The following is a 23,889-nucleotide window of genomic DNA, read 5'->3' on the forward strand; positions in this document are numbered from 1 at the left end:
GAAATGTTTATTCTTGGAGATGAATTGACCGCTCTAAGCTAATCATATATTTTTTTACAAAAAGTCTTTCTCACCATGCAGTATCGAACATTAGGAAAAACCGGTTTTGAAATTTCTGAGCTCTCCTTGGGCACCTGGCAGGTTGGGGGGAAATGGGGAAGTGGTTTTGATGATAAAAATGCCGATGAAATCCTTAATGCAGCCATCGACGCCGGCGTTAATTTTATTGATACGGCGGATGTTTACGAAGGGGGACTGAGCGAAACGGCCGTCGGTCGGGTAATACGCCAGCGCTCGGAACGTATTTACCTTGCTACCAAATGCGGGCGCCAGATCAATCCACATACCAACGAAGGCTACCAACCCGATGTATTGGTGAAATTTGTAGAAGACAGCTTGCGCCGGACAGGGCTGGAGTGCCTGGACCTGATCCAACTGCACTGCCCGCCCACGGAAGTATATTACCGCCCAGAAATTTTCGAAACTTTTGAACGGCTTAAAGAACAAGGAAAAATTCTCCATCTGGGTGTGAGTGTAGAAAAGGTAGAAGAAGGCCTCAAGGCGATTGAGTTCCCAAACGTAAGTACGGTGCAGATCATCTTTAATCTCTTCCGACAACGTCCGGCAGCATTGTTCTTCCAAGAAGCAACAAAACGAAAGGTGGGCATCATTGTGCGCGTACCCCTGGCGAGTGGTTTACTGACGGGGCTTTACCACGAAAATACCGTATTTGGGAAAGATGACCACCGCCATTTCAACCGCGACGGCGCTGGTTTTGATAAAGGAGAAACTTTTTCTGGTGTTGATTATGATTTAGGTTTGGCTGCCGTGGCGAAGTTGAAAGCCTTGTTTCCTGAAGAAAAAAACCTGGCACCGATTGCCTTGCAGTGGATTTTAACGCATCCGGAGGTAAGTTGTGTTATTCCCGGTGCTTCGAAATTGGCGCATTTGGCTTCCAATTTCTCCGTTTATGATCGCCCAACCCTCAGCGCGGCACAAGTAAGTGCCATGAATGCGATCTACGAGGAGTATATCCAACCAGAGGTGCATCACTTGTGGTGATGTTGCATCGCCTTTTCGACGACAATGCCGAAACTCACCGCTACATTGAGACAATCAGTTTGCCCGAAGCTGGGGATATAAACGGTGGCGTCTAAATGTTGGATGACTTCCTCCGGCAGGCCGTCTTTTTCGCTGCCAAAGAGGATGAGATCCTCGGCCTGCCAGCTAAAGGCATTCAAGTGTTGGGCATCCTCATTGACGAGCGTGCCCACCTTTCTGCCCGTATAGTTTTGTAGAAAATCAATGGGGTCTTCTAGCGTGATGATATCAATGTGATTGACCGCCCCGGCGGTCCAAACCCTGGCCATGTGCTCCATATTGGCCCGCCCTTTCTTATTGTCTGGCGGCGTAAGCAAGCCATTTTGATCGTAAATGTAAATACGCTTAAACCCAAAGAACTCCGCAGAACGAATCATCGATGACATATTGGGCCGGTACTCAGGAGCGTAAAGCAGCAAATCCATGAAAGGGGAAATTGACGAGCCGTAAAGGTAGCAGATTTTTCGCTAGCTAAATTTCTTCTTTGAAGTCGGAGGTGGGGGCGATAGCTATCGGGAGGAAGTCGGAAGTAAGTACTGTTTTCCCATGCCTATTTTAGTTTTCTGCTTCTAGCGAACCTAAAATACTTCCGACTTCCGACTTCCGACTTCCCACTTCCCACTTCCGACCTGATTATCAGACACTAGCTGAAAAGACAAACCAACAACCAACAACCATCAACCTCTAAACACTCTCCTCCTGCACCGCCGCTGGTAGCGTTTTCCACAAAATCTTGAGGTCCATCCAGAAGTTGTATTCCAGGGCGTAGCGGATGTCGAGCTGCTTGCGTTCTTCTTCGCTCATGTCGCCTTTGCCACGTTTGTTGACTTGCCACAAACCGGTGATCCCCGCAGGAGCGGCAAAGCGCAGGATGGCGTGATCTTCCGTCAGTTGTTCAGCTTCGTAAAGGGGGAGCGGGCGGTTGCCCACCAGCGACATATCTCCTTTCAGTACATTGAACAGTTGGGGCAATTCATCAATGCTGGTATTGCGAATAAAATGTCCGATGTGGGTGATGCGAGGATCATTTTTTACTTTAAAAAAAGTACTGGTCTTTTCGTCAAACGCTTCTTCTTCAAAGGTGTAGGCATCATCTTTGACAAGCACGGTGTAATCCTGCTCTAAAGGCTGTGACCGGAGTGCATTTTTTTCTTCCTCCTCAGGTGTGGTATATTGGTTTAAGTCTTGAAGCTGCTCCACCAGCTGATCCGCATCTGGGCGCATGGAGCGGAATTTGATGAAATCAAACACTCTAAATCCTTGTCCTGCGCGCTTCGATACATAAAAAATCGGCCCCTTCGACTCCAGTTTTATCAATAAAATAACCGTCAATAATAGTGGCGAAAGCAGCAGCAACAAGATGCTGGCTCCAGCAAGGTCCATTGCTCGTTTCCAAAGCGGAAGCCGCCACTCAAGTTGTGTGATAGCGCTTTCTTTTTTTTCTGGTTTTGTTGTTCTCAGCAGATGGCTTAAGCGACCTTTCAGGTGACGTTGTGCCAGAGAGAAAAGGACATAATCGGTCACTTTGAATTTTTGGCACAACTGTCGCCACTGCAAGGAAGGATACGGCGCGATCACCACAAAGGGGATACCCGCAAGCGCCTGCTCCTTGAGCATCCGATGACGAATTTTTTGAAAAGCGCTTATGGTCTCGTCACGCAAATCAAAAAGTACCAAATTTACGTTGGCATTAACCGCATCATCAGTTAGTTGTTGCAGAAAAACTTCAGGGGAATCAAATACTGCATAAGGGCATTCAAGGGTCTCGCAAAGCGGAATAAATGCTGCATTGTGCTTGCTGAAAACATAGACCGATTTGGCGTCCGTATTAACAGCTGAAAAAGTAGAAGTAATTGAATTGCTCATCTTAGACCCTTTTGGCTTTGAGGTGATATTGAACCCTGGCCTCCACTTCCTTGGGGTTGAATGGCTTGGTAATGTAATCGGCGGCACCGGCCTGCAGGCAGTCTATTTTCTCCCCCGATTTGGTAATGCTGGATACCATAATCACGGGAATGTCATGGAAAATCACCGAGGATTTCAGCTGGCGGAGCATATCTATGCCACTAATGTCGGGCATTCGCAAATCAAGCAGAATCAAATCAGGGAAATAGCCTTCGTCGAGCAACTGCCAGGCTTCGATACCACCATCAGCCATTTTTACCTGATAGCTGGCAGAGAAATAATGAGACAGAAAAGCCCGCATCATCTCATTATCGTCTACGATGAGTAAATTGTGTTTCATAGTGTGTTATTACCTTTCAAATATAGCCGCTGAATTTGAGGCCTCAAGAAATTTTCGGTGAATGGCAGGAAGAAAACCGTCAGAGGTAGGAAAGGGTAGATAAGGGCAGTTTCACCTCTTTTAACCAGTGTTTTACCATTCATCCCCCAATTGTTACCCCTCAACGAAGGATGCTCTCTGGCGAACGAAAAAGGCCCACTATACCAAACATGGTGGTTACATTTAGCTTCTAGAAATATTTAAAATCGCCATCCATTGCCTAGTTTATTCGCCAAGATTCCTGAGCGTCTGATGCGCATCACCAGCTCCGGTCGGTACATCGCCGAGGTGGATGGGCTGCGCTTTATGGCCATCATGCCAGTGCTGGTACAGCATCTCAGCGAGCGTACCCAACGCTATGCTGCGCAGGATTGGGCGACGCCGCTGGCCGACAATTTCGTCGCGTTTTGGGCCAGCCGGGGCACAATTGGGGTATTTCTCTTTTTTGCTATTTCTGGCTTCATTCTCGGTTTGCCGTTTGCCAAGTACCATCTGCAAGGAGGGCGTAAAGTAGGCTTAAGCCAATATTTCTGGCGCCGCCTCACTCGCCTTGAACCTCCTTATATGGTCTGGATGGTGATCTTCTTTCTGGTGCTACTAGTGAAAGGTAGCTACAGTTTTGGCGAACTGTTCCCTCATCTGGGAGCCAGTCTTGGCTATCTCCACAATATCGTTTACGAAGATTACTCGGTCATCAACCCCGTGGCTTGGTCATTGGAAATAGAGATCCAGTTTTACTTGTTGGCACCTGTACTGGCCTGGATGTTTTTCCGTTGGCCGAATAAGTGGCTGCGGCGCGGCTTGATGGCTGCCGCTACGATCGGCATCCTGGTAGCGCAGCAGCGTTTCGGTTGGGTCGCGATGCCCTATAAACTTACCCTGCTCTGGCAGCTTCAGTATTTCCTTGTTGGCTTTTTGGTGGCGGATTTCTTTCTGGTCGATTGGCAAGGACAAAACAAAGCAAAAGGGGTTCTCGTGTGGGACTTCCTTGCGGTGGCAGCCCTGCTAGTAATGGCGCTTTCCTGGTCGGCAGAAATGCCTAAGCGCCTCGTCTTTTGTGTGGCTTTATTGGGCTTTTTAGTGGCGGGATTTCGTGGGCGTTTCTTTACAGCCTTCCTGCGTCGGCCCTGGATTGCGGCCATCGGTGGGATGTGTTACACCATCTACCTTATTCACTTGCCTCTTTTGGAGGGACTGACGCCATTGACCAACAAGCTAGCCTTCACCAATAGCTTCGGTATTCACTTGTTGTGGCAAGCCCTGCTGTTATTCCCGGTGGTTTTTGTGGTGTCGGCAGCAGGGTTTCTCTGGCTGGAGAAGCCCTGTATGGACAAGGATTGGCCAGCAAAGTTATGGGCGTGGATTAGAAATTCAAGCCTGGTTTTGAACAATATAAAAGAATCATAATGCAGCATTTTCTCCTCTTATTGATTGGAAGTATAGTGCTACTGGGGCCGCTATCTGCTCAAGACGAAGTCGCTTTCGACTTGCGCCCGCTGGATGTTTTGCTACAAGAAGCCGAGCGTAACAGCCCGGTCTTGCAATTTGAAAAAATCGACGCAGAATTGCTCTACAGTGATTTGCGTTTGCTAAAAAAGGAGTGGGCCAATTACATTGCTGTTTCCGCTTCTTATCAGGTCGGCAATGTTCAGTTTATTGACAACCTCAGTAGTGGCAGTACGCCGGATGTGCGCACGGTTACCCGTGAAAATGTGTTTGCGGTAGCGGGGGTGAGTGTCCGAATTCCGCTTAGTGATTTTCTTACGAAAAACGAACGTCGTCGTCAGTTGGAACTGCGTCTTGATCAGGAACGCTTCGATCTTCATCACAAGGAGTTTGAATTACGTGAACTCGTCATCCGCCAATACAATGACCTCCAGCGTGCCCTCCGCATTTTGGAAATCCGCGACCGCGACCTCCGCTTCCACGAGCTGGCTACCGAAACGGCGGAACGCTACTTCCGCGAGGGAAGCATGGGCCTCGATGAATACACCAGCACTTTTAACAAAAGCAATGAAGCCGAAATTCGTTTGGCCGAAGCCCAGCTCGACGCCCAATTGCTGTACCTCCTGCTCAAAGAGCTGGTAGGCGCTGAAATCAAAGCTTAAAACCAAGATCACATGACTTTCAAAACCTTCCTCCAACTGCTCAAACGCAACTTCCTGCTGATCCTGGCGGGTGGTTTGCTGGCAGGGAGTGCGGCCTACTGGCTGATCTCCAAGCAAAAACAAGAACACACCTCCGAAGCACTGATGAGCACGGGCATCATCTCCAGTGTGAGCATCGAAAATACCCAGGGAGGGAAAAGCACCGATCGTGATTACGCGCAAAACGAGCTGGAAAACCTCATCAGCCTGGCTACTGCTCACAAAACCAGAGAGGAACTGGCTACCCGCCTCCTCGCACGCTATCTCACCCTCGATCAGGCCGATAAGCGCTGGATCAGTACTTCGGAATTCGAGCACCTCCAAGAAGAGGTCTTTACCGCCAATCTGTGGGCCAATAAAGGCCTGGATTTTGAAACGACACTGGCCAAACTGGAAGCTGCTCGCGATGCAACAGATGCCAATGATGTTCAGAAAATCATCTATTCCGATGAGCCTTATTTTGGTGTGGAATACCTCCAGGAGAACCTCCAGGTTTACCGCAAAGGTACCAGTGATCTGCTCCGTTTTGTGTATACCACTACTGATGCTGCTATTTGTCAGCAAACGCTCAACGAATTGTTGGCCCTCTTTCTCGACAAACACAAAACACTCAAAAAAGGACAATCGTCAGAAGTATCGGAGTTTTTTGCCACAGCTACCACCAAATCCGCTGATCGTCTGGATGCCGCCGAAGCGCGCTTATTGCAGTTTCGGGTACAGAACAATATCATCAACTACAATGAGCAAACCCGCACCATTGCTATTCGTAAGGAGGATTTAGACGAGTTGCGCTTTCGCGAAAACATGAATCTCCAAGGGGTAGCAGCCACCCGGAAAAGGGTAGAAGCGGAGTTGGGTAATCGCTCGGCCCTCAGTGAAATCAACGAAGGATTGGCCAGTTTGCGGGAAGAATTAAGCAAAGTGTCGGGGCAATTAGCCAAAATTGAAATTACTGCCCAGGAAGAGACCCCCGCGGCAGGCTTGGCCCGAAAAAGAGAACTTCAGGCCCGCCAGCAAGAACTGGAAGAACAAATGAACCGCTACGTCCAACAACGCTTCGATTTTGAACAATCCCCCAGCGGCGTTCAGACCGAAGCCCTGCTGACGGAGTGGCTCAACACCATCGTTACCGAAGAGCAAGGTGCGGCCAAACTGGGCGTCATCGACCAACGCCAGCAGGAATTTGCCGACATCTACAGCCAGTACGCTCCCTGGGGCTCGGAGCTCAATGAGATTCAGCGCGAAATCGATTTGGCGGAAGACGAATACCTGGAAAATCTACACAGCTACAACCAGGCGCTTTTGCACCAGCAAAACACGCTGTTGTCGACCAACCTGGAGTTGATCGACAGCCCCTATTTGCCGATAGAGAAGCCCGACTACAAGCGATTTCTCCTCATGATCATCGGTTTTATGGGCGGAAGCTTTACCGTACTGGCCGTATTGATCGCTCTGGCATTTATGGATGATAGCCTCAAAACGCCAGACATCGTTCGCGAAAAGATGGGACTGGAAGTGGCCACCCTCACCCCGAATTTCGCCCACGGAAAACGGACCAAAGGAGGAAAAATACAACTAGAGGCCGCCCGAGAACAAGCCATGGCTTTATTGCTACAGCAGATCAAGGTAGAAACCCTCCAGAAAGACAGCCCGCCCAAGCTCATCCTGGTCACCAGCACGCGGCGCGAAGAAGGAAAAAGCTGGATTGCCCGTCAAACGGCAGATTTGCTTAGAGCCGAAGACAATCGTGTATTGTATCTCTACCCGGTAGAAGGCGGTGTCCTCCCTTCAGATAGTGGCGAAGACAATCTCGGCTACGAAATGTCGAGCCGGATGCTGGACGCTGAAAAATTAAAAAACCTCACCATCTTCGGTGAGCTGGCACCCTATCTCGAAGTGTACCACTACATCATCATGGAGATTCCAGCGCTACTGACGGGCAAGTACCCACTGCCGTTGCTGCGTCGTTTTGATCTGAGCCTTCTCGTCTGTCGGGCCAACCGCAACTGGGAAGAAGCCGATCAGCAGGCACTGAAAACGCTCCAGCGCGCTAGTCGCAACCCTATTCGCGTGGTGCTTAATGGCGCAGATATGGATACGGTGGAAACCTTTATGGGCGAACTTTCCAACCCTTTGGCTCCATTGGTCATGAGCAAGTCGGAGAAAAAACAACCCCTTTCTTATGATCTCTAGCACACCAATGGCGGTAAAGGGAGGGCAGGAGCGGGCAGCATCCTTACCCCCTATTGTCTGCGTGGGCTTCCCGCGTTGGGAAGGTGCTGATTATCTCAGTTCTACGGTGCAACTGATGGGCGAGTTGGCACGTAAGCACCGGGTACTTTATGTTGATTATCCTTTTACGTACAAGGATGTATGGGGGAATGACGAGGGGGTGCCAAGGGCTGCCCTTTCGGGCGAAACACCCGCTTTGCAGGAACGCATACTTGCCCACGGCGGCAAGGTACAGTTGCTACGTTTACCTCCTTTCCTTCCAGCCAACTTCCTAACCAACAACTTGGCCTACGATGCCGTATTGGCCTGGAACGCGCAGCGTGCTGCTCGTGCTATCCGTAAAGCTCTAAAGCAGTTGGCCTGGGAAAACCCTATAGTGATCAATGCCTTCAATCCGGCTTTGGGCAATGCTCTGGCGGGTAAGCTCAACGAACAATTGCTGGTCTATTACTGCTACGACGAGATCAGTGCTGCACCCTGGATTGCACAGCATGGTGCCCGTCATGAACAACGGTTTTTAGCGAATGTAGATCTTACGATTGTCTCTTCGCAGGGACTTTACGACCACAAGAAAGGAAATACACCAGCGATAGCCTTGGTGAAAAATGGCGTCAACCTGGATTTGTTCAAAACTACTGGCCAACGCCCCACGGATGTGCCTGATGGGCAAATTATCGGTTATGTAGGGTCGGTAGATGATCGCCTGAATTATCAACTTTTGGACAGTATCGCCTTGAGTTATCCCGAGGTCGCCCTGGTTTTTGTGGGACGCATCATGGCCGAACGAGCTGCACGTAAGTTAGCGACCTTACCCAATGTTCACCTGCTAGGTCCCAAGCCACCGGAGCAACTGGGCGATTATCTGGAGAGCTTCTCCCTGGGTTTGATCCCTTTTGTCAAAAATGATTTGACGGCCGGCATCTATCCCCTAAAAATCAACGAATACCTCGCATTGGGCCTACCTGTTGTGAGTACCAATTTTGCCGACCTCAGTGATTTTTCGGGCTTCATCGAAGAGGCTCCCAATACGGCCGTTTTTCTGAAAGCCGTAGCACGTGCATTGTCAGGTCAAGCGCCTGCAACACCTTCCGAACGCCGAAATTTTGCCGCTGAAAATTCGTGGCAAGGGCGCGCTGAAAAACTGACGACCATCTTAACCAATCACCTCATCACAATCGCCCATTAATGTCCAATACGGTCTTCCATAAAGCGAGCGGAACGAATTGGTTGCAACAGCGATCTGTTCAGCTATTGCTGTTGGGGATAACGGGACTGCTTGGTTTGGCGATGGGATTTTTAGGCTTGAAAGTAGCTGCTGCGCTGGCCCTGTTGCCGCTAGCGATCCTTTTTGCGGGCCTGGTTATCAGCAAGCCACAGATTGGTTTGTGGTATGCCTTGGTGTTTTCTTTTTTAGCATCGGGGCTTACCCGCTACATTGCTATTCCCTGGGGCTTGATGATTGATACCGTACTCATCATTGCCATGGTGGGTTGGGGCGTACGCCAATTGCTGACGCGTGATTGGACCTTTGTGCGTCAGGATGTATTGATCGTCACAGCGCTGTGGTTTGGTTTTGTGTTTTTGCAACTGTTCAACCCGGAAAGTCCGGGCCCGGTAGCCTGGTTTTACGCCATGCGGGCACTGGGTTTCTATACCATTATCGGTTTTGTGCTCACCTTTACTTACCTGAGAGAGTACCGCTATTTTCGACAGTTTATAGAGGTAGTTTTTGTCATTTCTGTGATCGGAGCAATCTGGGCATTAAAACAAAAATTTATCGGCACCGATGCCGCTGAGGATTACTGGTTGTACGTAGATGGCCACCACGATGAACACGTCTTGCATGGCGTTTTACGAACATTTTCATTTTACAGTGATGCGGGCCAGTTTGGGGCTTCGCAAGTCATGATTACCCTCATGGCCGGGATATTGTTCTTGGGGCCTTTTTCCTGGCAACGCAAGACCTGGTATGTGCTGGTCGCCCTGTTTACGCTGGTTGGTTTTTTGTATTCCGGCGCAAGAGGAGCCTTGGCTGTTCCTGTTGCTGGCGGGATGCTCTATATGTTCCTGAGCAAGAATTTCAAAATACTGTTGGCGGGCTTGTTACTTATGGCTGCTGCTTATGGTACACTAAAATACACCTACGTTTTGCATGGTTTTCAGCCGGTGGCCCGTTTACGGACGGCCTTGTCAGCTGACAATCCTTCCTTGCAGGCGCGTTTGCGCAACCAGCGCACTTTGGGCGTCTATCTGGCCAACCGTCCCTTGGGTGGTGGCGTAGGCTCTGCCGGTTACTGGGGCGAACGTTTTCGGCCAGGATCACTATTGGCGGAAACGCCTACCGATAGTTATTACGTGCGTATCTGGGCAGAAACGGGGATCATTGGCTTGGCCCTGCATTTGTTTTTGCTCGGCTATTTTTTGGGCAAAGGCTGCACCATTGCCTGGCGATTGCGGCACCCCCAGCTACGAGCCCAGGTTTTGGCGGTAATGGCGGCCTACGCGGGCGTTTTATTAGCTAATTATGGTAATCAGGTTTTTTTGCAATTCCCTACGGGAGTAGTGATGGCTATCGGTTTGCCGCTGGTCTTTATGGCTCCACATTATGATGAGCAATTATTGGCCGAAGAAGAAGTAAGAAAAGTATGACCTACATGATCTATTTTATCGGAGCATTGTTGTTGGCCTACCTTGCCTGGGGAGTGTTGTATCAATTTTACTACGCGCTAGCTGGCTTGGGCTGGCAAGCCCCCGTCTGGCCCAAGGCCGAGAGCCAAAGCAAAATACTGGTCTTAATCCCCGCCTACCGCGAGGATGCCGTTATCATAAATACGGCCCGCATCGCTACTCAACAAAATTATCCAGCAGACTGCTTCAAAGTCATCGTCATTGCTGACAGCCTGAAGCCGGAGACGCTGGCTGCCCTGCGAGCTATTCCGGTAAGGGTGGAAGAAGTCCATTTTGCTAAGAGCACCAAGTCCAAATCCTTGAATGCTTGTCTGGATCGTTTGCCGGAAGATGCCTACGATATCACCGTTCTTCTTGATGGTGATAACCTCATGGAGCCAGATTTTCTCCATCGCGTGAATGACGCTTTCGCCACTGGGGTGCGCATATTACAAGGAAGGCGCGTTGCCAAAAATAGTGACACCACCATGGCCGTCCTCGACGGTCTGAGTGAAGACATCAATAATCACATCCTTTGTGCGGGACATGCCCGTTTGGGCTTATCTGCTCGCCTGGCTGGTTCAGGAATGGCTTTTGACTCGACCCTGTTCCGGGAAACCATGCGTGAAGTAGATGCTATTGGTGGTTTTGATAAAGAACTGGAACTGCGCCTTACCCGTGCTGGTGAACGTGTTCATTATGATCCCAAGGCAATGGTTTTGGATGAAAAAGTACGCAAAGGCGATCATTTCGCCAGTCAACGCAGCCGTTGGATTGCAGCTCAGTTTCATTATGCGGAGCAATTTTTCCCGGCTGCTTTAGTCCACTGGTTACGAAAAGGCAATTTTGATCACCTCAATAAAGCCAGCCAAATGTTGTTGCCTCCGCGCCTGCTCACGCCGGGCATCCTGGGGCTGGGTACGGTACTGTGGGCAATGGTCGGCTGGTGGGGACTGGCTGCTGGCTGGCTCCTCGTCTTGGTCTTTAACCTGACGACTTTTTTGGCAGCCATGCCCGCTTATGCCTGGCAGTCGCCTTACCGAGATGCTTTGTTGCGAGTACCGCTGGCCTTTTGGCACGCCCTGCGCTCGCTGATCGGTTTGCGCAAAGCCAACCAACAATTTATTCATACGCCGCACGGAGAGGCGGGGAAGTAAAATCATAATCCATGCTCGGAGAAGGAATGCCCTGGTATTTGTTGATGCCATTTTTATTGCTAGGAATTTTGGTCGGCATCAGTAGCGTCAAAAAACATCGATCTTAACCATGGCAGATCAAAAGAAAGGCTGGTTGAAAGCGGGAAGCTATTCCCTGCTGGGCTATGCAGCGCAGTTGGGCTTTGCTTTCGTGAGTTTTATCCTCCTGGTACGGATGCTGCCCGAATACGAATTCGGTGTATGGGTGCTTTTTCTTACCCTCACTTCCTTTGCGGAAATGGGGCGAGGCGGCCTTTTGCAAAATGCTATTATCAAATTTTGTGTGGAGGAAGAAGCGGAATACGCCAATATTCTCAGTAGCGGTTTTTGGGTGAATACCCTGGGGAGTGTAGTGCTCGGACTGGTCTTGGTAGCCCTCAGTTATCCGCTCAGCGTATTATGGTCGGCCCCGGAACTGACGCAATTGATGTGGTGGTACCTGCCTTGGGCTTTACTCAATGGCAGTGCGCGTTACCTGGATCTTCCGCATATGGTACACCACGATTTTAAAGGTATCTTTTGGTCGAAAGGTCTGTACGGGGGCTTCTTCCTGCTGGGCATCATCGGGCTTTGGTGGTGGAACGGAGGAATAACACTATTGGAGTTGGCCATTTTGCAAATCTTCGCAGCGGTACCTGCCTTGCTCATTTATGCCGTTTACGGCACCAGGTACCTGCGTTGGGGGAAGTATTCTGCCGATTGGGCAAAACGCATTCTTCATTTTGGGAAATACGTCCTTGGTACCAATATCAGCTCCATGCTTTTCAATAAAATGGACTTGATGATGGTTGGCTTTTTTCTCCATCCGGCAGCAGTTGCGATCTACAATGTTGCTACGCGTGTGACCAATTACCTGGAAGTCCCGATGTCGGGCATCTCCCAGGTCATCTATCCTAAAATTGCCCTGGCCAATAGCAATGGTAGTAAGGTAGAAGTGGGAGCCTTGTACGAAAAGTCGGTCGGGCTGATTGTGGCTTTGGTGCTACCCTTGGTACTGCTGGTTTTGGGCTTGTCGGAGTGGGTGGTTGTGCTCGTTGCCGGAAAAGCCTACGCCAGTGCAGCACCCTTGTTGAACATCCTGGTGATCGCCGTGATGATCAAGCCTTGGAGCCGCCTTTTTGGAATCACCCTGGATGCCATCGGTAAACCCCAACTCAATTTTGCTTTACTAGGCCTGGGCCTGGTGCTTAATATCATATTGAATGCCTTGTTTATCTCCTGGTGGGGCTTGCAGGGCGCAGCGATAGCCACCCTGGTGGCCATGATTTTACTGGTAGTAACCGGACAAATTCTGATTGAACGGATATTGCCCATCAGTCAGGGGAATATTTTTCGCCACATTCTGCTGGTCTACACCAAGCCCCGGCAGTTGTTAGATTTTAAATGATTGTCTAATCTTTAAGTAGAGATATGATGGAAATAGTTTTTGGAAAAATGCAGGACCAGATGAGCGAGCGGATGCGCCAGCGCCCGCGCCTGGCCAAACTGATCAAGCGAGTTTTTGGGTATACCCTGGTGGGGAATTACGCCCGTGCGCTGACCTTCAAGGAGCTCCTGGACCAATTGCCCCTGACCGAATTCAAGCGTATTATGGATCTGGGCTGTGGCTACGGAGAATACGCCTTCATGTTGGCGGATGCACTGCCACAAGCTACCGTCACAGCCTTGGACATCAACCAAACCTCGATCCAGAATATTGAACGACTAGCCCGTGAACATGGGATGGACAATCTGGAAACGCACGGCAATACCATTGATACCCTCCAAGATCGCGATGGTCAGTATGATTTTATCTACTCGGTAGACGTCTTTGAGCACATCAAAGAAGAGGAGATGCCTTTTGCTCAAGCCAAGGAAAAGTTACGTCCTGGTGGTTACCTACTCATCAAAATCCCAAGCCGGGAGCAATTGACCATCTTACCAGAGGACTGGTTCGAAGACCATCACGATTGGCTGGAAGACGAGCACATTGGGCAGGTCTATGAGTTGGAAGACCTTGAAAACCGGATGAAGAAGGAAGGCTTCGAAGTCGTATACACCGCTTATGCCGATGGCTGGTGGAGCCGCCTGGGGTGGGAGTTGGGTTACCTGTCGCACAAAGCTGGCCCGGTTTGGCAACTGCTCTGTTTGCCTTTTGCGAAAAGCATGGTTTGGCTCGATCGCCTGGTACATCGTCGTAAGAATGGCAATACCATTCAGGTCATTGGCCGAAAAAGAGCTTGATATGCCACCTTTAGTCAGCATCATAACGGTCAATTATCGGCAGGCGCAGATCACCTGCGATTTTCTGGACAGCTTGCGCGAAATCCAATACCCCCACTACGAAGTATTGCTGGTAGATAATGGCCTGCTCCAGGAGGAGTCGGAACGATTTCGCCAGCACCATCCCCAAGTGAAGGTCCTTAATAGCGCCGATAACCTGGGCTTTGCTGGTGGTAACAACCTCGCCATCCGTGAAGCTGCCGGGGAATACATTTTGCTGATTAATAATGATACCATCGTGCCAGTGGATTTTTTGGGACCCTTGGTGGAGGTTTTGGAAACCCATCCGCAGGCGGGTATGGTGAGTCCCAAAATCTACTTTTACGATCAGCCTCGAATGCTGCAATACGCGGGTACTGGCAAGATAGACTTTCGTACCGGCCGGGGCCAAGATGCCGCAAAAGGAACGCTTGATGAGGGGCAGTTTGATGTTTTGCGCCAAGCAGATTATGCCCATGGAGCTTGTGTACTTATACGCCGAGCTTTGTTGGAAGAGATTGGCTTACTGCGGGAAGATTACTTTATGTATTACGAAGAGTTGGATTTTAGCGTGCGTGCCCGACGGGCGGGATGGGAGATTTTGTACACCCCTGCAGCTTACATTCACCACCGCGAATCTAGCTCAATGGGCAAGGCCAGCCCGCTGAAGACCTATTATATGTTTCGCAATCGTTGGCTGTTTATTCGCCGGTTTGGCCAGGGGATGGATTACCCGATCTTTCTGCTGTATTTTCTTTTTGTGGCCTTGCCGCTTAATGCGGTTCGCTTTGTACGTCAGGCGAATTGGGCGCATCTGAAATCACTGTGGCGCAGCTTGCGCTGGAATTTGGGCAGCATTCGTATTTCACACCAGGTTCCTGTTTTTGCCACTACACCCCCACAGCGATGAAGCAACTACTGCAAGATCAATGGGCGAAAATTAGAGCAGAGAAAGGCTGGTCAGCAGGTCACCCTTTGTTGCCATTGTATTTGCTGCTTCGGGTGCTAAACCTCAGTTGGCGCTGGCTACGTGCTCGCTTTACTTTAAGAAAAGCACAAGTCAAAGGACGGCTGATCTTCCAGAATGGTCGTTTGCAAGTGCGGCAAAAGGGTACGCTTCACATTGGTAATAAGGTGCGTTTCTGGTCAACGATTACGACTACTTATTTGCAGGTAGGCCCTCATGGGAAGCTCGAAATAGGTGATGATTGCTTTATCAATGGGGCCCTGTTGGCTGCTTCTGCTTCCATCCGGATTGGCCGTGGCGTATACCTGGCACCTTTTGTCCACATTACCGATAGCTATGCTTTCGGTAGCCCCGAAGCGGATCAGCAAACGGCTCCCGTTTGGATCAAAGACGATGCCTGGATCGCTACGAAGGCCATCATTCTTCCGGGCGTCACCATTGGCAAAGGCGCGGTAGTAGGGGTTGGTGCTTTGGTGACGGCCGACGTACCCGATGGAGCTATCGTTGCCGGGGTTCCTGCGCGAGTTATCCGCTACCTCGAAGAAGAAAAACCGCTAGAAGAAGTAATTGCTGAACCCCCAAGCCCCATCGCTCATGGCTAACAATAAAAACACAGCGTGGCAATTGCGCTGGGAAAACTATACCGATATGCAGGAGCAAAGAACGCTTGCAGCACACCCCTCTGCAAGGTTTTCTGTGGGGCAAGGGCTGATGAATAATTTCCGAAAATGGCAACTCCGCCAAAAAGTGCAGCAGCTGGGTAATGGCGTGACCATCCAGGGTCGCCTTAAAGTCATTAATGAGGGCTTGATCCACATCGGCGACGATTGCCAACTCATCACAGCTTATCAGCCCTTGCGCTTGGCCGTGGGGCGTAAGGCCAGGCTGTATATAGGTGCAGGAACGGTGTTGAATAGCGTCATCATTGCCGCCCAACGCGAGGTGAAAATTGGTGAAAACTGCCGGCTAGGTCCTTTTGTCCACTTTATGGACAGTGATTTTCACGATGTCAACGATCGTTTGCAAGCAGGCAAAGCGGCACCTATCGTCATTGGCAACAACGTCAGGCTGGGTGCTCACGCGATGGTTTTACGAGGGGTGACAATTGGCGATGGTGCCGAAATATTACCTGGTTCTGTAGTCACCAAAGACATTCCGGCCGGTACCTTAGCGGGTGGGGTACCCGCCAAAGCAATAAAAAACGGATGGGGAGTATGATGATCTTGTTTTGGTTAGGTTTGTTTATCATCGTTTTCACTTACGTGGGATACGGCCTCCTGGCGTGGGGGGTGGTAAAAATCAGGGGCGCATATGAGATCCCCACGGATCAACGTACTGACGACCAATTGCCCGCAGTGACCCTCCTGATTGCGGCCTATAACGAAGCGGATATTTTGCCCATAAAAGTGGCCAATTGTCGAGCGCTCGACTATCCCAAAGACAAATTACACCTGCTCTTCGTTACGGATGGTTCTTCCGACGAATCGGCAGCATTGTTGGCGCAGGAAGCTGGCCTGACCGCTCTCCATCAACCTGAACGTCGGGGAAAAATCGCTGCGGTAAAGCGAGCTATGCCTTTTGTCGAGACTCTTATTACGGTACTTACTGACGCAAATACCTTCCTCAATCCCGAAGCCATTCGCCGCATGGTGGCCGATTTTCAAGACCCTACCGTTGGGGCTGTTGCGGGCCAGAAGCGGGTGATTTCGCAAGGCGATGCCAGCAGTGGAGGCGAGGGCTTGTATTGGCGTTACGAGTCGTTTTTGAAAAAGAAAGACAGCCAATGGTACAGCGTGGTCGGTGCCGCAGGGGAGTTGTACGCCATCCGCACCGAGTTGTTCCATCAGGTACCTCCCGATACCATTCTCGATGATTTTATGCAGACCCTCCTGATTGCCAAAGACGGCTACCGGGTGACCTACGCGCCCGAAGCCATAGCTGAGGAACACGCCTCTGCTAATGTAGGCGAAGAACTGAAGCGCAAGATCCGAATCTGCGCTGGTGGCTGGCAGTCGATGGGGCGGCTTATACCCTTGCTCAACCCTTTACGGTACGGCGTTTTGAGTATCCAATACATCGGGCATCGGGTATTGCGCTGGTCCTTGGCACCGCTTTTCCTGCCCTTCGTTTTGTTGGCCAATATATGGCTGGTGGCACAAGGGAGCCATTGGGTATACGCCTTTTTACTGGTCGGCCAGCTGGCTTTTTATGGTTTGGCAATACTGGGTTACCTCTGGCGCGAGCGCAAGCTAAACATCCCCGGTTTTTTCGCCCCCTACTATTTCGTAATCATGAATTACAGCGTCTACGCCGGTTTTTTGCGCTACTGGCGCGGCAAACAAGCAGCCACCTGGGAAAAATCCGCCCGGCGTGAGCAGGCGGCGAGTGTGTAGTAGCGTGGGAGCCTACGTGTAAATACGTGAATGTATAAATGTATTTATACGAATGGGGTGGTAGTACACCTGCTTCTTTGGCGCCATGCCTTCTGAGCAGGGCGAATTGATGGGCACTGCTCCGTTAGGTCGAGTTTGAAACCCGACCTAACGGAGCAGCAGACAGCTTAGTAGCGATCCCGACTGCATCAGTCGGGAGAAGACAGTCCCCAAAAACAGCCCTTACACCAACGGATACATCACCACAATCACCACCAACGCCGTCAGCGAAAGCAAGACTGTCATCATCGACCAGCTTCGTAAAGTAGTCGCTTCGTCCATGTGCAGGTATTCTTTTACGAGCCAGAAGCCGCTGTCGTTGACGTGAGAAAGGGTACTTGCACCAGCTGCTATGCTCAGAACCAATAGGGCTAATTGTGGTGCACTCAAACCCAAGGTCGGTAGTGCCGGCGCCAGCAAACCCGCGGCGGTAATCATGGCTACCGTAGCAGACCCTTGCAAAATGCGGATCAGTGCCGCCAGAATAAAGGCCAATAACGGTGGCAGCAGGTGGAATTGGAGGAAGACCTCGGCCAGCAACTTTCCAGCACCACTGGTAACTAACATTTGTTTGTAGACGCCACCAGCACCGGTAATGAGAATGATGGCACCCGCAGGAGCCAGTGCTTTGGTGGCCAGGCTTTGTAGTGCTTTGCTGTCGAGGCCCCGTCTGGTGCCCAGAAAATAGAGGGCTAAAAGGCACGACAACAACAGTGCGACGTAGGGATGGCCCAGAAAAATGATGCCGTCGGTAAAGGCTGAGGAAGTGAGGTTTTCGGCCTTGACCAGCATCGTGGTAAGCGTATTGCCCAGGATCAAAATGATGGGCAGCAGGATCAAAGTAAGAATTAGGCCGATGGGTGGTAAAGCGTCATCCTCTAGCTCAGGCCCGTTGAGTGGAGGGGCAGCAATGAAAAACTGATTACCTACTCGCTTGCCCCACCACAGTCCGGCTACTGCGACGGTGGGGATGCCCACGGCAAAACCCAGCATGATAACCCAGCCCAGTTCGGCTTGCAAAATGTCGGCAACGGCAATGGGCCCTGGTGTAGGCGGAATAAAAGCGTGTGTAGTAGCCAAACCTGCGAGTAAAGGGATGCCAAAGTGCAGTAAAGAACGCCCCGTACGCCGCCCCAGGGCGTAAACCAGCGGCACCAACAGTACAAAAGCGACATCAAAAAATACGGGAATAGCGACCAGGAATCCGGTAAGCACAAAGGCCAGCGAAGCTCTTTTTTCACCCAAGCTCGCCAGTAGGAACCGGGCCAATGCCTGGCTACCTCCAGAGTGTTCCAACACAGCTCCGAGAATGGCACCTAAGCCTACGATGGTGGCCACAAAGCCCAAGGTACCACCCATGCCAGTAGTGATATTAGTGATGATATCAGCGGAAGGGACACCTGCCGCAAGGCCAAAGCCAATACTGGCAATCAGTAAAGCCAGAAAGGCATTAAGGCGGAAAAACAGTACCAGCAGGAGCAGAAGGGCGATGCTGGAGAAAATAGCCAGGAAGAGTTGGGAGGTCATAAGTGATAGATCGTCAGTGAAGGACGGAAATTACGAAAATATAATAAACCCAGAAGAGTGGGCTTGCCAGGCGGGCTCTACTGACTTTTGCCACTAGTCCAGCTCAAAACCCTGTGAGGATATGCGTTACGATTTGGTCTATGCTTTGATCGATGGTAACCAGGAGTGCATCCTGGGGTTCTTCCAAAGCTGCAAATTGGGAGGCAAGCAAGGCAGGAGGCATGAAATGCCCGGTGCGGGCTTGCATTCGGGCAGCGATCAGTTCGGGGCTGCCTTTGAGGTAAACGAGAAAGGGGGGCGTATCGAGGTCCTTTTCAAGGGTGTGGCGATAGCTGGCTTTGAGGGCAGAACAAGCTAAGATTGCTCCTTCTCCATTTTGGGTTTGTTGTTTGAGTAATGCGTTCAGTGTCTCTAACCAAGGTTGGCGATCATCGTCATTGAGGGCTTGGCCAGCCGCCATTTTAGCAATATTGGCAGCAGGGTGAAAATCGTCGGCATCGAAAAATGGGAGCTGTGTCCGGGTGCTTAGCGCCTGGGCGATGGTGCTTTTGCCGCTGCCAGAAACGCCCATGATGATATAGATAGAAGGCATAAGATACGTTTGCGCTGATGATGGAGAAATATCGGAATAACTTCGGGGAATTTTCAAGAAATGCTACTTTTTCCCAACCATAATGCAGCTGGGTGGTTGTACGTGAGATCATTATCTGCGCCAAAGTAGTAAAGCCCGTGAAAACATTCCTCCTTTTTGATATCGATGGTACCCTTCTTTTTTCCAACTCCATAGACAGCCAGTGCTTTGCGGACAGCTACCAGGAGGTGTTTGGCAAGCCTTTTCCCAGTATCGACTGGCGGGATTATCCGCACGTTACGGATCACGTTATTTTTCGCACCGTCTTTATGCGCCATTTTCAGCGCGAAGCGACGACAGAGGAGCGGCAAGCTTTTGAAAACCACTACGTCAACCGCTTACAAAGGGAGCGGGAGCGACAGCCGGAAGCTTTTCAGGAAGTACCTGGTGCCCTTGATTGTTGGCGGCAACTGGAACAAGATGATCGCTTTGTGTTGGGGATTGCTACGGGCGGTTGGCGCGCTCCTGCGCAAGTGAAGTTGCAGCACGTGGGGATTCATCCCGTCACCCCTTACGCGGCTTATGCGGACGGGATGGAGCAGCGTGACCATATCCTGCAAGCCGCCATAGAATTGGCGAAGCAGGCGCACCCAATTACCCACGTCGTTTACATTGGTGATGCCATCTGGGATGTTACAACCACCAGGCAGATGAACCTGCCGCTCATTGGTCTGCGCCGCCAGGGTGACGAAGAGGTGCTTCGCCGAGAAGGCGTAAAAGTAGTATTGAGTGATTATCAGGATGTAGCGGCTTTCCACCAGGCGGTGGATATGGTTTTGAGCGAGCAATACTGGTAGAAAAGAAAAAAGCCGGAAGCCAGTTCTGAGAGATTGGAATAAGCTCAACTAATTCCGACTTCCCATTTCCGACTTCCGACGGTCTTTTCACGTAAGACGAAAGTGAGTTCGCAAAGCGTTTTATAAGAAAACTGTATGCTGATCAAAGCAGAGCCTGTAGGCGATCTACCGGCGATTAGTCGCCTACTCCAATCGACCGGTTTGTCCCAGCGCGTGGACAAGCACTATCCTACTCATCATTTGTGGCAGGGAACCAGTATTGGCAAGACATTGGAGGCTTTTCTGGTCTATATTCTGAGCGAGAACGATCATCGACTGTACAGCGTAGAAGACTGGGCTTTGGGCTTGGAGCGCACGTTGAGTTGGCTTTTGGATGAAGCTGATTTTCAGGCTGCTTATCTCAGTGATGACCGTTTGGGTAGTCTGCTGGACTACCTGTCTAAGGACGATGAGCGCTGGATGTCCTTTCAGCGCGATCATAACCAATCGCTAATTCGGTTTTACGATCTGGACAACGGTACTGATCAAGGTCCCCTTGATACGGTGCGTATCGACAGTACCACGGCTCAAAGTCATCGAGAAACAGAAGGCATTTTTCAGTTGGGGCATAATGCCACGGGTTTGGCCCTACCTCAGGTAAAATTGATGCTACTGGCTATAGATAAAGCCAACCTGCCACTGGCTCTGAACGTGGTAGCAGGGCAAAACAGTGACGACAAGCTTTACGTGCCAGCCTTGGAACAGGCCTGGGAACAAGGTCTCAAGTCCAAAGGAGTACTGGTAGTGGGAGACCGCAAGCTGTGTAATCAGTACAATATGTGTTTCATTGCTGACAGCGGCAACTACTACTTGGGCCCATTGGCTCAACGGCAATACTCACGAGAGGAATTAATGCAAGCCCGTGAGTGGATTGAGCAACAGCAAGAGCCCGCCGAACGCGTAATGCGTCAGGCGGCGGGAAGTAAGGATTCACAAGCCATCGCGCTGGTTAAAGAGCTGCCCGCACGTGAAATCATCTCCGCTGACGGCACGATTCACACCCAAAGGCTATTCGGGGTATGTAGCTTGAATCTACGCAAGCGCCAAGTTGCCCAACTAGAGCAACGCTGCCAGACCGCTTGCCAGGAGGTCAGACTGCGCTTCACGCGCAACCGAGGTCGTAAAACGATCAAGTCGGTAGAGGAAGCTGAACGAACCATCAACAAGATACTGGACAAGCACAAAGTCGCTCACCTATACAGCTGGAAGATCACACTATCTCAGGACCCGGCCGAACCTTGCAGCGTGGAACTTACACTGGACGAGCAGCAAAACAACATCGAACAGCAACTGGCCGGATGGCGCGTGATGGCCACTAACGCTCCTTCGGATAGACTCTCGGCTTGCGAGGTGGTACTTTGTTACTGGGAGGAGTATCGTATCGAGCAGCATTTTCATTTGCTGTTGACCAAATGCACCTCGCTTACGCCAATCTTCCTGAAAAAAGAAAATCGCATCCAAGCCATGTTGCGCATACTAATGCTGGCTCTACAGTACTATAATCTGTGGCAATACACCATCCGCCAAACACTGAAAAGCGAACAAAACAGCTATCTTACCAATCTAGTGCCCGGCAATCCCGGCCGCAAAGTTGAGCGACCTACCACATCGCTGGTCTTAAGCGCGTTCCGAAGCGTCCAGATGATCTACATAATGACTGATGATCACAAAGCCAGCGTACACTTGCAGGGCATCGAAGAACATCACCTGAGGTTGCTTAAGATGATGCGATTGCCAACAGATATTTATCGTCATCCATGGGAGGCGTGAACTCACTTTTGTCTTACGCGAAAAGACCGTCCGACTTAAAAAACTACTGCTTAACAACCTTACCCGTCCAGCGCTTTTGCTCGCTTTGTAGCTGCAAATAATAAGTGCCTGCTGGGTAGCCGTCTAGTTGCAATTGTTCATCCAATTGAGTAGTAGCGGGATAATTTTGCTGCTGTAACAGCTGGCCATTGGTGTTAAAAACGCTGAGCGTTACTGCTAAAGGTGATTCCTCGGTACGGATTTGTACATTGAAATCTCCTCGGCTCGCCGTCGGGAATACGGCTATTTGGGTAAATTCATTAGCAAGCTCTTCTGTACCAACACTTAGGAGTAGGTTTTCCTGGTAACCCCAACCTGTTTCGTAAGTATCTTGGTTATAGGTTGCGCCCGTAAGTACATCCAGGTCGCCGTCGTTGTCTAAATCACCGAGCATTGGCCAGATAAATAAAGCAACTTGCGGTTCCAGCCCGTAAGGATTTATTACTTCATCAGCAAAAATAGGGTTGGTCGTATTACCAGTGTTTTCGAAGTATTGGTAGGAAACAGTGTACTCGTAGTAATCATAGTAGGACGAACCAGCGAGTAGATCAATATCACCATCGTTATCAATATCGCCAAATTCTAAAAAGACGACATTGTCAAAAGAAGAGGGTAGACCAAATACTTCTCTTTGTACTGAACCAAAAGCAGGAGCGGTAGCAGTGCCGGTGTTTTCTTGAAACATGATACCATGTTCAGCAGCGTAACCATCATCATAATAGTAGATGCTAAATAGATCCAAGTCACCATCGCCATCAATGTCTACCAGTTTTGGGGTGACCGCCGTGGAGCCATCGTTGCTCATCCCAAAAGGGTTAATCTCTGGTTCTCCAAAGGATGGATTTTGAGCATCCCCCAAGTTTTTGTAGTAATAAAGATCTCCATCATTGTTCTCACTGTAGATGTAGGAGCCAATGAGAAGGTCGAGATCACCATCACCATCCAAGTCAGCCAGGATGGGATTTACATAATTCCCTTGATCAATGTTTGGTAACATAATTCCAAACGCGTCGGAAATGGGGGGTATGAAATTGGCGAGGGTGCCACCATTGGTACTTTGATTTTCTCTAAACTCTAAAATCTGACCATCACTGTAGTAAGTTGCATCATCATAGCGAATACTGATAATGTCCAAATCTCCATCTCCGTCGATATCGGCTAACGTTTCAAAGCGGATATCATTATGGGCCATTAGCCCAAATGGATTTTCCTGCAAGGGCGCAAAACTTACCTGAGCTTGTGCCGATGTTGCACCTAAACCCAGCAAAAGAATCGCTCCACCGAGGGCTTTACGCAAACTGCTTACCTTTTCCAGTCGTAGCATCTGCTGGAACAATTGGCGCAGACGGTTGCGTAAAAAGGCCTCCTTTGCCAAATTCCAGGTCGTGGATGTCTAGTGCACCCGTGAAAAAACTGGCGCGTGGCATAAACATACTGTCGTACACGGCTGGCTTGGCAGGATAGTGGTGGGCCAACTCCGGCGAGTTGCGTAAGACAATTACTTCGTCCTTTGTAGCAATAGCCATACGATCTCCATGGAGGGCGATACCCATTGCCTTGCCGAATGAGCGAGGCAACTGGATAATCGTTTGTTCATCCTTAGGACTAATCAGCACCACCTTGCCAGCCTGGTAAGTACTGAGTGCCAGGCTGAGGCCTAGTTGGTTTAAAATAGCAGCAAATCCTGGGGTGTATTGGCAACTGAACGGAGGAGGTGAAGACACGGAGGGTATCTAAATAGTATAGAGGGCAACTTTAAGTAACCAAAGCTACTTATCTTTGTAATTCAGAGAATGAGGGCAAGGTAAAATCTTTTTTT

22 protein-coding genes are annotated in these 23,889 nt (G+C 50.2%); 15 read left to right on the top strand and 7 right to left on the bottom strand.

Annotated features, from left to right (window positions below):
• Positions 1–75: 75 nt before the first annotated feature.
• Positions 76–1,062 carry an aldo/keto reductase gene (locus tag AB0L18_RS13520; protein ID WP_367387829.1) on the top strand — a complete coding sequence of 329 codons (987 nt, stop codon included), beginning with the start codon at positions 76–78 and terminating at the stop codon, positions 1,060–1,062.
• On the opposite strand, the gene AB0L18_RS13525 is transcribed toward AB0L18_RS13520, so the two are convergent.
• From AB0L18_RS13525 to AB0L18_RS13535, 3 genes are all read right to left on the bottom strand, one after another.
• Positions 1,050–1,526 carry a TrmH family RNA methyltransferase gene (locus AB0L18_RS13525; protein ID WP_367387830.1) on the bottom strand — a complete coding sequence of 159 codons (477 nt, stop codon included), beginning with the start codon at positions 1,524–1,526 and terminating at the stop codon, positions 1,050–1,052. The genes AB0L18_RS13520 and AB0L18_RS13525 overlap by 13 nt on opposite strands.
• A gap of 259 nt (positions 1,527–1,785) precedes the next feature.
• Positions 1,786–2,967: a sugar transferase gene (locus AB0L18_RS13530; protein ID WP_367387831.1), complete on the bottom strand. Its 1,182-nt coding sequence runs from the start codon at positions 2,965–2,967 to the stop codon at positions 1,786–1,788.
• A 1-nt stretch (position 2,968) separates the two neighbouring features.
• Complete coding sequence (locus AB0L18_RS13535; protein WP_367387832.1) at positions 2,969–3,346, bottom strand: response regulator transcription factor; 378 nt, start codon at positions 3,344–3,346, stop codon at positions 2,969–2,971.
• A gap of 255 nt (positions 3,347–3,601) precedes the next feature.
• On the opposite strand from AB0L18_RS13535, the gene AB0L18_RS13540 reads away from it, so the two are divergent.
• The 12 genes from AB0L18_RS13540 to AB0L18_RS13595 all read left to right on the top strand — a co-directional run bounded on the left by AB0L18_RS13540 (position 3,602) and on the right by AB0L18_RS13595 (position 17,228).
• Positions 3,602–4,792 carry an acyltransferase family protein gene (locus AB0L18_RS13540; protein WP_367387833.1) on the top strand — a complete coding sequence of 397 codons (1,191 nt, stop codon included), beginning with the start codon at positions 3,602–3,604 and terminating at the stop codon, positions 4,790–4,792.
• Positions 4,792–5,493: a TolC family protein gene (locus AB0L18_RS13545; protein ID WP_367387834.1), complete on the top strand. Its 702-nt coding sequence runs from the start codon at positions 4,792–4,794 to the stop codon at positions 5,491–5,493. The genes AB0L18_RS13540 and AB0L18_RS13545 overlap by 1 nt, the downstream gene beginning before the upstream one ends.
• Before the next feature lie 12 nt (positions 5,494–5,505).
• Entirely contained in the window at positions 5,506–7,725 is a 2,220-nt protein-coding gene (locus tag AB0L18_RS13550; protein WP_367387835.1) for an exopolysaccharide transport family protein, read from the top strand.
• Positions 7,715–8,950 carry a glycosyltransferase gene (locus AB0L18_RS13555; RefSeq protein WP_367387836.1) on the top strand — a complete coding sequence of 412 codons (1,236 nt, stop codon included), beginning with the start codon at positions 7,715–7,717 and terminating at the stop codon, positions 8,948–8,950. Before AB0L18_RS13550 ends, AB0L18_RS13555 begins: the two co-directional genes overlap by 11 nt.
• Positions 8,950–10,413 carry an O-antigen ligase family protein gene (locus AB0L18_RS13560; protein ID WP_367387837.1) on the top strand — a complete coding sequence of 488 codons (1,464 nt, stop codon included), beginning with the start codon at positions 8,950–8,952 and terminating at the stop codon, positions 10,411–10,413. Before AB0L18_RS13555 ends, AB0L18_RS13560 begins: the two co-directional genes overlap by 1 nt.
• A 5-nt stretch (positions 10,414–10,418) precedes the next feature.
• Positions 10,419–11,588: a glycosyltransferase family 2 protein gene (locus AB0L18_RS13565; RefSeq protein ID WP_367387838.1), complete on the top strand. Its 1,170-nt coding sequence runs from the start codon at positions 10,419–10,421 to the stop codon at positions 11,586–11,588.
• A 109-nt stretch (positions 11,589–11,697) separates the two neighbouring features.
• Positions 11,698–13,014, top strand: a complete 1,317-nt coding sequence (locus AB0L18_RS13570) for an oligosaccharide flippase family protein (protein WP_367387839.1) — start codon at positions 11,698–11,700, stop codon at positions 13,012–13,014.
• Positions 13,015–13,037: 23 nt separating this feature from the next.
• Positions 13,038–13,850, top strand: coding sequence for a cyclopropane-fatty-acyl-phospholipid synthase family protein (locus AB0L18_RS13575; RefSeq protein WP_367387840.1), 813 nt, complete (start codon positions 13,038–13,040; stop codon positions 13,848–13,850).
• A 1-nt stretch (position 13,851) separates the two neighbouring features.
• Entirely contained in the window at positions 13,852–14,778 is a 927-nt protein-coding gene (locus AB0L18_RS13580) for a glycosyltransferase family 2 protein (RefSeq protein ID WP_367387841.1), read from the top strand.
• On the top strand, positions 14,775–15,437 hold the full coding sequence (locus AB0L18_RS13585) for an acyltransferase (RefSeq protein WP_367387842.1): 663 nt from the start codon (positions 14,775–14,777) through the stop codon (positions 15,435–15,437). The genes AB0L18_RS13580 and AB0L18_RS13585 overlap by 4 nt, the downstream gene beginning before the upstream one ends.
• The gene (locus AB0L18_RS13590; RefSeq protein ID WP_367387843.1) at positions 15,430–16,053 is read left to right on the top strand and encodes a DapH/DapD/GlmU-related protein; all 624 of its coding nucleotides are present in this window, start codon (positions 15,430–15,432) and stop codon (positions 16,051–16,053) included. The genes AB0L18_RS13585 and AB0L18_RS13590 overlap by 8 nt, the downstream gene beginning before the upstream one ends.
• On the top strand, positions 16,050–17,228 hold the full coding sequence (locus AB0L18_RS13595) for a glycosyltransferase family 2 protein (protein WP_367387844.1): 1,179 nt from the start codon (positions 16,050–16,052) through the stop codon (positions 17,226–17,228). The genes AB0L18_RS13590 and AB0L18_RS13595 overlap by 4 nt, the downstream gene beginning before the upstream one ends.
• Positions 17,229–17,450: 222 nt before the next feature.
• Here AB0L18_RS13595 and AB0L18_RS13600 read toward each other — a convergent pair whose 3' ends face one another.
• Both AB0L18_RS13600 and AB0L18_RS13605 read right to left on the bottom strand, forming a co-directional pair.
• On the bottom strand, positions 17,451–18,794 hold the full coding sequence (locus tag AB0L18_RS13600) for a GntP family permease (protein ID WP_367387845.1): 1,344 nt from the start codon (positions 18,792–18,794) through the stop codon (positions 17,451–17,453).
• Between the two features lie 103 nt (positions 18,795–18,897).
• Positions 18,898–19,386, bottom strand: a complete 489-nt coding sequence (locus AB0L18_RS13605) for a gluconokinase (RefSeq protein ID WP_367387846.1) — start codon at positions 19,384–19,386, stop codon at positions 18,898–18,900.
• 137 nt (positions 19,387–19,523) lie between these two features.
• Between AB0L18_RS13605 and AB0L18_RS13610 the strand changes: the two genes are divergently transcribed.
• Entirely contained in the window at positions 19,524–20,222 is a 699-nt protein-coding gene (locus AB0L18_RS13610) for an HAD family hydrolase (RefSeq protein WP_367387847.1), read from the top strand.
• A 135-nt stretch (positions 20,223–20,357) separates the two neighbouring features.
• The gene (locus AB0L18_RS13615) at positions 20,358–22,031 is read left to right on the top strand and encodes an IS1634 family transposase (RefSeq protein WP_367387848.1); all 1,674 of its coding nucleotides are present in this window, start codon (positions 20,358–20,360) and stop codon (positions 22,029–22,031) included.
• A gap of 43 nt (positions 22,032–22,074) precedes the next feature.
• Here AB0L18_RS13615 and AB0L18_RS13620 read toward each other — a convergent pair whose 3' ends face one another.
• Together AB0L18_RS13620 and AB0L18_RS13625 are read right to left on the bottom strand one after the other, a co-directional pair.
• Positions 22,075–23,394 carry a T9SS type A sorting domain-containing protein gene (locus AB0L18_RS13620; protein WP_367387849.1) on the bottom strand — a complete coding sequence of 440 codons (1,320 nt, stop codon included), beginning with the start codon at positions 23,392–23,394 and terminating at the stop codon, positions 22,075–22,077.
• Positions 23,360–23,794 carry a DUF4915 domain-containing protein gene (locus tag AB0L18_RS13625; RefSeq protein ID WP_367387850.1) on the bottom strand — a complete coding sequence of 145 codons (435 nt, stop codon included), beginning with the start codon at positions 23,792–23,794 and terminating at the stop codon, positions 23,360–23,362. The genes AB0L18_RS13620 and AB0L18_RS13625 overlap by 35 nt, the downstream gene beginning before the upstream one ends.
• Between the last annotated feature and the right edge of the window lie 95 nt (positions 23,795–23,889).

This window comes from Lewinella sp. LCG006, assembly GCF_040784935.1.
Taxonomy (GTDB): domain Bacteria; phylum Bacteroidota; class Bacteroidia; order Chitinophagales; family Saprospiraceae; genus Lewinella.